Annotated in this window: 7 protein-coding genes; 5 read left to right on the top strand and 2 right to left on the bottom strand. The window is 59.8% G+C overall.

Going from position 1 to position 7,986, the window contains the following annotated elements; translation table 11 throughout:
* Positions 1 to 513, bottom strand: a 513-nt coding sequence (locus tag NDI87_RS06690; RefSeq protein WP_296274106.1) for an isocitrate/isopropylmalate family dehydrogenase, incomplete at its 3' end; no start/stop codon positions are given.
* Positions 514 to 611: 98 nt separating this feature from the next.
* Here NDI87_RS06690 and NDI87_RS06685 point away from each other — a divergent pair.
* Positions 612 to 1,529: a LysR substrate-binding domain-containing protein gene (locus tag NDI87_RS06685; protein WP_296274105.1), complete on the top strand. Its 918-nt coding sequence runs from the start codon at positions 612 to 614 to the stop codon at positions 1,527 to 1,529.
* Here NDI87_RS06685 and NDI87_RS06680 read toward each other — a convergent pair.
* Positions 1,484 to 2,425 carry a LysR family transcriptional regulator gene (locus tag NDI87_RS06680; RefSeq protein ID WP_296274104.1) on the bottom strand — a complete coding sequence of 314 codons (942 nt, stop codon included), beginning with the start codon at positions 2,423 to 2,425 and terminating at the stop codon, positions 1,484 to 1,486. The genes NDI87_RS06685 and NDI87_RS06680 overlap by 46 nt on opposite strands.
* 94 nt (positions 2,426 to 2,519) lie before the next feature.
* On the opposite strand from NDI87_RS06680, the gene NDI87_RS06675 reads away from it, so the two are divergent.
* The 4 genes from NDI87_RS06675 to NDI87_RS06660 all read left to right on the top strand — a co-directional run bounded on the left by NDI87_RS06675 (position 2,520) and on the right by NDI87_RS06660 (position 7,979).
* Positions 2,520 to 3,686: a mandelate racemase/muconate lactonizing enzyme family protein gene (locus NDI87_RS06675; protein WP_296274102.1), complete on the top strand. Its 1,167-nt coding sequence runs from the start codon at positions 2,520 to 2,522 to the stop codon at positions 3,684 to 3,686.
* A gap of 107 nt (positions 3,687 to 3,793) precedes the next feature.
* Positions 3,794 to 4,861, top strand: a complete 1,068-nt coding sequence (locus NDI87_RS06670) for a tartrate dehydrogenase (RefSeq protein WP_296274100.1) — start codon at positions 3,794 to 3,796, stop codon at positions 4,859 to 4,861.
* 115 nt (positions 4,862 to 4,976) lie between these two features.
* The gene (locus NDI87_RS06665; RefSeq protein ID WP_296274098.1) at positions 4,977 to 5,957 is read left to right on the top strand and encodes a tripartite tricarboxylate transporter substrate binding protein; all 981 of its coding nucleotides are present in this window, start codon (positions 4,977 to 4,979) and stop codon (positions 5,955 to 5,957) included.
* 18 nt (positions 5,958 to 5,975) lie between these two features.
* The gene (locus NDI87_RS06660) at positions 5,976 to 7,979 is read left to right on the top strand and encodes a tripartite tricarboxylate transporter permease (RefSeq protein ID WP_296274096.1); all 2,004 of its coding nucleotides are present in this window, start codon (positions 5,976 to 5,978) and stop codon (positions 7,977 to 7,979) included.
* The last annotated feature ends 7 nt before the right edge of the window (positions 7,980 to 7,986 follow it).

Here is a 7,986-nt window from a genome sequence, read left to right as displayed (position 1 = left end):
TTTCAGCAGCCGGTCGGCGCCGTGGCGCGAATAGACCGACTCCTGGATCACGATTTCGCGCTCGGTGCCCTCGTACATGATGCCGCCCAGCGCGGTGTATTCGCCCTCGGTGTTCTCGCGCACCACAAAGTAGTCGATGTCGCCGGCTTTGCGCCCGGCCAGCGGGCAGGGCACACCTTCAAACAGGCGCACCGGGCGCAGGTTGATGTACTGGTCAAATTCGCGGCGGAACTTCAGCAGGGAGCCCCACAGCGAGACATGGTCCGGCACCGTGGCGGGCCAGCCGACCGCGCCGAAATAAATGGCGTCGAAACCGGACAGCTGCTGCTTCCAGTCGTCGGGCATCATCTTGCCGTGCGCCAGGTAATAGTCGCAGTGGGCCCAGTCGAAATGGGTGAATTCCAGCCCCAGCTTGAAGCGCTGGTCAGCCGCTTGCAGAGCGCGCAGGCCCTCGGGCATGACTTCTTTGCCAATGCCGTCACCGGCGATGCACGCAATTTTGTATGTCTTCATGATGTTTCCTGAAAGGTTGGTGATCGAACCGTAATTTACCCATTGCCACGGTTTATGGATCTAGTTAAAGTGACATCATTGTTTACTTTGAATCAACAATGTCATCACCTACCACAGCGCCATCTGAGATGGCTTTCTTCAGCTTGCTGGCGCGGCTTGGCAGCTTCTCGGCAGCGGCACGAGAGCTTAACATCACGACGCCGGCGGTGAGCAAGCGCCTGAATCAAATGGAGACCAGGCTCGGCGCCCAGTTGCTTAACCGGACGACCCGGCGGGTCAGCCTCACCGCCGAGGGCGAGTTGTACCTGGAGCATGCGCGCCGGATACTGGTCGAAATCGACGATATGGAACATCTGATCAGCAGCGCCATTGCCGCACCCAAGGGATTGTTGCGTGTGAACGCGACGATGGGTTTTGGTCGCAGTCACATTTCGCCGCTCATCTCTCGCTTTGTCAAACGTTACCCTGAAGTTCAGGTGCAGTTGCAACTGACGGTCAATCCGCCAGCCTTGACCGACGATGCTTTTGATGTTTGCATCAGGTTTGGAGAGCCCCCCGATGCACGGGTCATTGCCAAACGGATTGCAAGTAATCGGCGGCTTTTATGTGCGTCACCGGCTTATCTGGCGCAACGGGGGACACCGCGCAATCCAGCTGAGCTGGCGCAACACGACTGCATTGGCATTCGTCAAGGTGACGAGGCCTATGGCATTTGGCACCTGCGTTCGGGTCAGCAAAGCCAAACCATCAAGGTACGCGGAACGCTCAGCAGCAACGATGGTGAAACAGCCCTGAACTGGGCGCTGGAGGGGCACGGGATTTTGATGCGGTCCGAATGGGATGTTGCCAAATACCTGCACAGTGGCCGACTCAAGCTGGTACTCGAAAACTGGCAAACACCGCCTGCCGATATCTACGCAATTTACCCCCAAAGGCTCCAGACGGCGACCCGCGTCAAGGCCTTTGTCAGCTATCTTGGTGAGGCCTTTGCCGCGACTTCCCCAAGCATGGAATAGCCGGTTTGACGCACCACCTCCCAAAGGGTCTCCGCCGCGCCTCCCATGGGCGCGCGATCACGGTAGAGCCTGATTTCCAGATCGACATCCCATGCATCTGAGGCAGCGGGCACCAGCCGGTGGGCAGCCAGATCTTCGGCAATGAGACTTTTCGGCAACCAGGCGATGCCGCGCCCGTCGAGCACCATGGTCCGCAGCACCGACGCAAGATGGGCGGTAAAAGGGGTTTGCCTGGCTATTTTCTCCAGGGCGCCATAACGGGTCTCATGCAATATTTGCCCGAGTCCGGACTCGGCACTGTAGCTCAGCAGCGACACCGGAGAAGCACCCGACTCCAGCCAGTGAAGTGGATGCCCGTCCTGACCCGCTGCGGACACAGGAATCAAAAAGTCACTCCCGATTTGCACCGACGGGTAAGCCTCTGCATGCAAGCGCCCCGGCGCCTGCGCATGAACATGGCACACGACGAACTGCACTTTGCTTTGCGCGATCAGCGCCTCGCAGCGTTGCAGCATGTCGGACTCCAGTTGTACTGTTGCCCCCATCATGTGGGCTTCGAGACTGCGCAACCAGCCGGGCATGAAGGTGAACGACAAGGCATGTGTCGCGGCAAACCGAAGACGATTTGAACTGGCTTCGGCCACGGCACGCGCTTCTCCGGGAACCCGCGCCACCTGCGCCAAAAGGTCATGGGCCACGCGATGAAACCACTCGCCAGTCGCAGTCAGTCGCACAGGCTGTGAGCTCCGGTCGAAAAGTTCGGTGCCAAGCCACTCTTCCAGCGCCCGCACTCGCCGGCCGAACGCGGGCTGCGTCATGTGACGCTCCTGTGCGGCGCGCGAGAAGTTGCCGGTGGCGGCCAGAGCCAGAAAGTCGTCAAGCCAGGAGAGGTTCATGCCCGGTGCTTTGAAAGCATGGAAGAGAAGAAAAACAGCATTGGTCAAATCCAAGGGTTCTGGCGATCATAGCGTTCCCATCAACGGAGCCCCCATGAAAATTGTCGACATCAGAGAGATCACACTTCCCATCAGTTCCCCCATTCGCAACGCCTATATTGACTTCAGCAAGATGACGCTGAGCCTGGTGGCGGTCATCACCGACGTGCTCCGCGACGGCAAGCCGGTGGTGGGCTATGGGTTCAACTCCAACGGTCGTTATGGCCAGGGCAAGCTGATGCGCGAGCGCTTCATTCCGCGCCTCATGGAAGCCAGCCCCGAGGCGCTGATCGACGACAGCGGCAACAACCTGGACCCGCACAAGATATGGGCCACGATGTTCACCAACGAAAAACCCGGTGGCCACGGCGAGCGCTCAGTCGCCATCGGCACCATCGACATGGCGGTGTGGGACGCGGTGGCCAAGATCGAAGGCAAACCGCTGTTCCAGTTGCTGGCAGAGCGTTACGGCAACGGCAAGCCGGACCGCAAAATCTTTGTCTATGCCGCCGGCGGTTACTACTACCCCGGCCAGGATCACGGCAAACTGAAAGACGAGATGCGCAGCTACATTGACCGCGGCTCCACCGTGGTCAAGAAAAAGATCGGCGGCGCGACGCTTGACGAAGACCTGCGCCGCATCGACTCGATCATGGAAGTGTTGCAGGACGGCCAGAAGCTGTGTGTGGATGCCAATGGCCGCTTCGACCTGGATACCGCCATCGCCTACGCCAAGGCCTTGTCGCAGTACGACCTGTTCTGGTACGAGGAGGCGGGCGACCCGCTGGACTTCGAACTGCAGGCCACGTTGCGCAGTTACTACAAGAACCCGATGGCCACGGGCGAAAACCTGTTCTCGATGCAGGACGCCCGCAACCTGATCCGTTACGGCGGCATGCGCCCGGACCGGGACTGGTTGCAGTTCGACTGCGCTCTGAGCTATGGCCTGGTCGAATACCTGCGCACGCTTGACATGCTCAAGGAACACGGCTGGTCGGCCAGCCGCTGCATTCCGCACGGCGGTCACCAGATGTCGCTGAACATTGCCGCCGGCCTCGGCCTGGGCGGCAACGAGTCTTACCCCGACCTGTTCCAGCCCTTTGGCGGCTTCCCGGATGGCATCAAGGTGATTGACGGCCATGTGACCTTGCCCGATCTGCCGGGCATCGGTTTCGAAGGCAAGGCCGATCTTTATGCGCACATGCAGGCGCTCTCGATCTGATGACATTGTTAATTAAAAGTAAACAATGGTGTCACTTTAATCTGATCCATAAAAATGAGCAGTAGGTATATTTCGCCTGTACCTAATATAAATCAACAGGAGACTGCATGAAGACTTACAAGATTGCTTGTATACCCGGTGACGGCATTGGCAAGGAAGTGGTGCCCGCAGGCCAGACCGTGCTGGAGGCGCTGGCCAGCTCAAGCAGCAGCTTCACATTTGACTTCGAGAACTTCGGCTGGGGCGGTGACTGGTATCGCGCGCATGGCGAAATGATGCCCGCTGATGGCCTGGATGCGCTGCGTCACAAGGATGCCATCCTGTTTGGCTCCGCCGGCGACCCGCACATCCCCGACCACATCACCTTGTGGGGCTTGCGCCTGAAGATTTGCCAGGGTTTTGACCAATATGCCAACGTGCGGCCCACCCGCATCCTGCCCGGTATCGACGGCCCCCTGAAGCGCTGCAAGGCTGCAGACCTGGACTGGGTGATCGTGCGCGAGAACTCCGAAGGCGAGTATTCGGGTGTCGGCGGACGCGTCCACCAGGGGCATCCGATCGAAGCCGCCACCGATGTGTCGATGATGACCCGCGCGGGGGTCGAGCGCATCATGCGGTTTGCCTTCAAGCTGGCGCAGTCGCGACCCCGCAAGTTGCTGACGGTGGTGACCAAATCCAATGCGCAGCGCCATGCCATGGTGATGTGGGACGAAATTGCGGTACAGGTTGCCAAAGAGTTCCCCGATGTGCGCTGGGACAAGGAACTGGTGGATGCCGCCACCGCGCGCATGGTGAACCGCCCCGCCACGCTGGACACACTGGTCGCCACCAACCTGCACGCCGACATCCTGAGTGATCTGGCGGCGGCGCTGGCGGGCAGCCTGGGCATCGCGCCCACCGGCAACATCGATCCTAAACGCCGTTATCCGTCGATGTTCGAACCGATCCACGGCTCGGCCTTCGACATCATGGGCCAGGGCCTGGCCAACCCGGTCGGCACCTTCTGGAGTTGCGTGATGCTGCTGGAGCATGTGGGCGAGCGCGATGCCGCCCAACGCCTCATGCAGGCCATCGAGCAGGTCACGGCCGACCCGGCCCTGCACACCGGCGACCTGGGCGGCAAAGCGACCACGGTGCAGGTGACGCAGGCCGTGTGTGGCATGTTGACGGTTTAATCACAGCGCCAGGGCGCTTGAATCCAAGGAGACGACCCACTGAACCACCGATTGAATTCCCACCGCTAACCGTTTGAGTAAGACTTTTTCAAGATCCATATAACAGGAGACAAGCATGCGCAAATTTACTATTCAGAAACTGCTCTCAACTGCCTTGCTCGGCAGCACCCTGGCCATCGGCCTGGCCTACACCACAGGCGCTGCCGCGCAAAGCTACCCCAGCAAATCGATCAACTACATCCTGCCCTTCAACCCGGGTGGCGAGTCTGATATCTCGGCACGATTCCAGCAATCGGTCTTCAAGAAAATCGCTGGCGTGGACTCGGTCATTCAGTACATGGAGGGTGCCGGTGGCGCCCAGGCCTGGTCGCAGCTGAACACCATGCCGGGCGACGGCTACACCATCATGGGCATCAACCTGCCGCATACCGTGCTGCAGCCGATGCAAAAGAATGTCGGTTACAAAACCGATGACCTGACTCCGGTGCATTACTTCCACTACACGCCCGATGCCATTTTTGTGCAAAAAGACAGCGCCTTCAAGACACTCAAGGACCTGGTCGACTATGCCAAGAAATCACCCGGCATGCTGACCTTCAGCGGCTCCGGCTCGAACTCGTCGAACAATCTGGCACAGGTGCGTTTTGACGAGCTTGCCGGCATCAAGACCACCTACATCCCGTTCAGCGGCACCGGCCCGGCAGTCACCGCCATTCTGGGCAAGCAAACCGTCGCTGGCTTCAATTACGCGCCTTCTGCCATCGCCCATGCCGACAAGATGCGCATGCTGGCGGTTGCGTCGGAGAAGCGCATGCCCGCCTTCCCGGATGTGCCGACCTTCCGTGAACTCGGGTACGACCTGGTCGGCGGCGCCTACCGCGGCCTGTCGGTGCCCAAGTCAACGCCTGAGGACATTCGCCAAAAGGTGTCCGACATCATCAGCGGCATCAATGTCGAGCCCACTTTCAAAAAGAAAATGGAGGACGGCGGCTTTGTTCTGACGGACGTCACCTACAAGGACATGCCCAAGTTCATGGCCGAGAAGAAAAAGGAATACGCCGCGCTGGCTGAGAAGCTTGGCATCAAAAAGCAGTAATCCAAAAAAGGCCTTGCCATGGAAATCCTCAGCTACCTGATCGATGCACTGACGCCCTTCAACCTGCTGCTGGCGCTGGCTGGGGTGACGCTGGGCACCATCATCGGGGCCCTGCCGGGCCTGTCGGCGACCATGGCAGTGGCCATTCTGGTGCCATTCACTTTTGCCATGGCGCCGGCATCGGGGCTGATCGCCCTGGGTGCCATCTACACCGGTGCCATCTATGGTGGTGCCTTTTCCGCCATTCTGGTCAATACCCCGGGCACACCCTCGTCGATCGCCACCACCTTTGACGGTTACCCGATGGCCAAGCGGGGTGATGGCGGTCTGGCTGTGACGCTGGCCACGATCGCCTCGGTGTTTGGTGGCCTCGTCGGTGCCCTGACGCTGATTTTGCTGGCGCCGCCGCTGGCCAATGTAGCGCTGGCTTTTGGCCCGACCGAGTACTTCTGGCTGGCGATTTTCGGGCTGACGCTGATCTCGGCGCTGTCGGTGGGCAACACCGTCAAGGGCCTGATCGGTGCCTGTCTGGGCCTGCTGATGTCCACCATCGGCGTGGCCGTGGTCGGTGGTGACGTGCGCTACACGATGGATTCCCAGATCTTGCTGGGCGGTATCGACATCACCTCGGCCTTGATCGGCCTGTATTGCATCCCCGTGGTCATTGACCTGGTGGCCACCAAGGCACCGCACCTGTCGGTGCTGGAGGATACGCGGGGCTACCGCTTGCCTGAAGCGCTGCGCATCAGTTGGACCAACAAGTTCAACTTGATCAGAAGTTCAGTGATTGGCACGGCGGTCGGTATCCTGCCCGGGGCGGGTGGCTCCATTGCCGGCCTGATTGCCTACTCGGAGGCGCGTCGTGCGTCGAAGCACCCGGAACGCTTTGGCAAGGGCGAGCCAAACGGTGTCCTCGCGACCGAATCTTCCAATAATGCGACGGTGGGTGGCGGCTTTATTCCGACGCTGGTGCTGGGCATTCCCGGCACGCCGCCCGACGCCATCATTCTGGGCGCGCTGCTGGTGCAGGGTCTCAAGATCGGTCCGAGCCTGTTCAACGAACAAGGCAACGTGGTGTACACCTTCATGTTTGGCCTGCTTATTGCCACGGTCCTGATGCTGCCGGTGGGTTTGCTGCTGGGCCGTTACGCCTACAAATCCATTGTGCGCATCCCCAAGTCCCTGCTGGTGCCCACCGTGGCTTTTTTGACCATTTTGGGCAGCTTTGCCATCCACAGCAACACGCATGACATGCAGGTGATGCTGGTGCTGGGCGTGCTGGCCTGGATCATGCAGCGCTACGGCTTTGCACCGTCGCCCATCGTGCTGGGACTGGTGCTGGGGCAGATCGCCGAGCAGGGCTTTGTGCAGTCTTACATGATTGGCAACGCGACCAATTCGATCGCAGCCATGTTCTTCGGGCGGCCGATCAGCATGGCCATCATTGCGTTTTCCTTGCTGACCTTGTTCTACCCGCTGATTGCCGGTTTGCTCAGCCGCCGTCGCAGAGCCGCTGTGGTCGAGGCCACCGACACCGTGGTCAAGTCCGCGGTGCCGGTCAAGTACCGGGACGTTCCCGCCATGCTTTTTGGTGGACTGTTTGTTGGCCTCGGGGTGTCGGCTTATGTGCAAACCAAAGACATGTCCGCCATGGGTTCGGTTTTCCCCGGCGCTTTGTCGGCCGCGCTGGTTCTGCTGTCGGTCATGTTGTTTGCTTTCCAGCTTGGCCGATCGAAGGCGCCTGCAAAAGCCGAGGTGCCTGGTGAAGTGAAACCCTCAAGCGCGAGGCGGCTCGCAATCATCGTGGCGATGGTGATCTGGGCGCTGCTGCTGCCTTACATCGGCTTTTTTGTCACCAGTCTGCTTGCCTTTTTGGTTCTGACGGCGATCGCCTCGTTTGAGCGGCCCAGTGTCCGTGAACTGGCCCTGTATGCCGTGACGGCCTTGGTCATTGTGGGTAGCTTCCAGCTGTTGATGGACAAAGTATTGGGGATGCGAATGCCCGCCGGTCTTTTGTTCTGACAGATTG

It is taken from the genome of Rhodoferax sp. (assembly GCF_023701345.1).
Classification (GTDB): domain Bacteria; phylum Pseudomonadota; class Gammaproteobacteria; order Burkholderiales; family Burkholderiaceae_C; genus Rhodoferax.
The sequence above is the reverse complement of the archived record's forward strand: the minus strand, read 5'-3'. Positions and strand labels throughout refer to the sequence as shown.

What these genes read in the sequence shown, in the direction of transcription:
- NDI87_RS06680 (WP_296274104.1), bottom strand. Translation starts at nt 2,425, where the DNA reads ATGAACCTCTCCTGGCTTGACGACTTTCTGGCTCTGGCCGCCACCGGC.
- NDI87_RS06670 (WP_296274100.1), top strand. Translation starts at nt 3,794, where the DNA reads ATGAAGACTTACAAGATTGCTTGTATACCCGGTGACGGCATTGGCAAG.
- NDI87_RS06660 (WP_296274096.1), top strand. Translation starts at nt 5,976, where the DNA reads ATGGAAATCCTCAGCTACCTGATCGATGCACTGACGCCCTTCAACCTG.
- NDI87_RS06685 (WP_296274105.1), top strand. Translation starts at nt 612, where the DNA reads ATGTCATCACCTACCACAGCGCCATCTGAGATGGCTTTCTTCAGCTTG.
- NDI87_RS06675 (WP_296274102.1), top strand. Translation starts at nt 2,520, where the DNA reads ATGAAAATTGTCGACATCAGAGAGATCACACTTCCCATCAGTTCCCCC.
- NDI87_RS06665 (WP_296274098.1), top strand. Translation starts at nt 4,977, where the DNA reads ATGCGCAAATTTACTATTCAGAAACTGCTCTCAACTGCCTTGCTCGGC.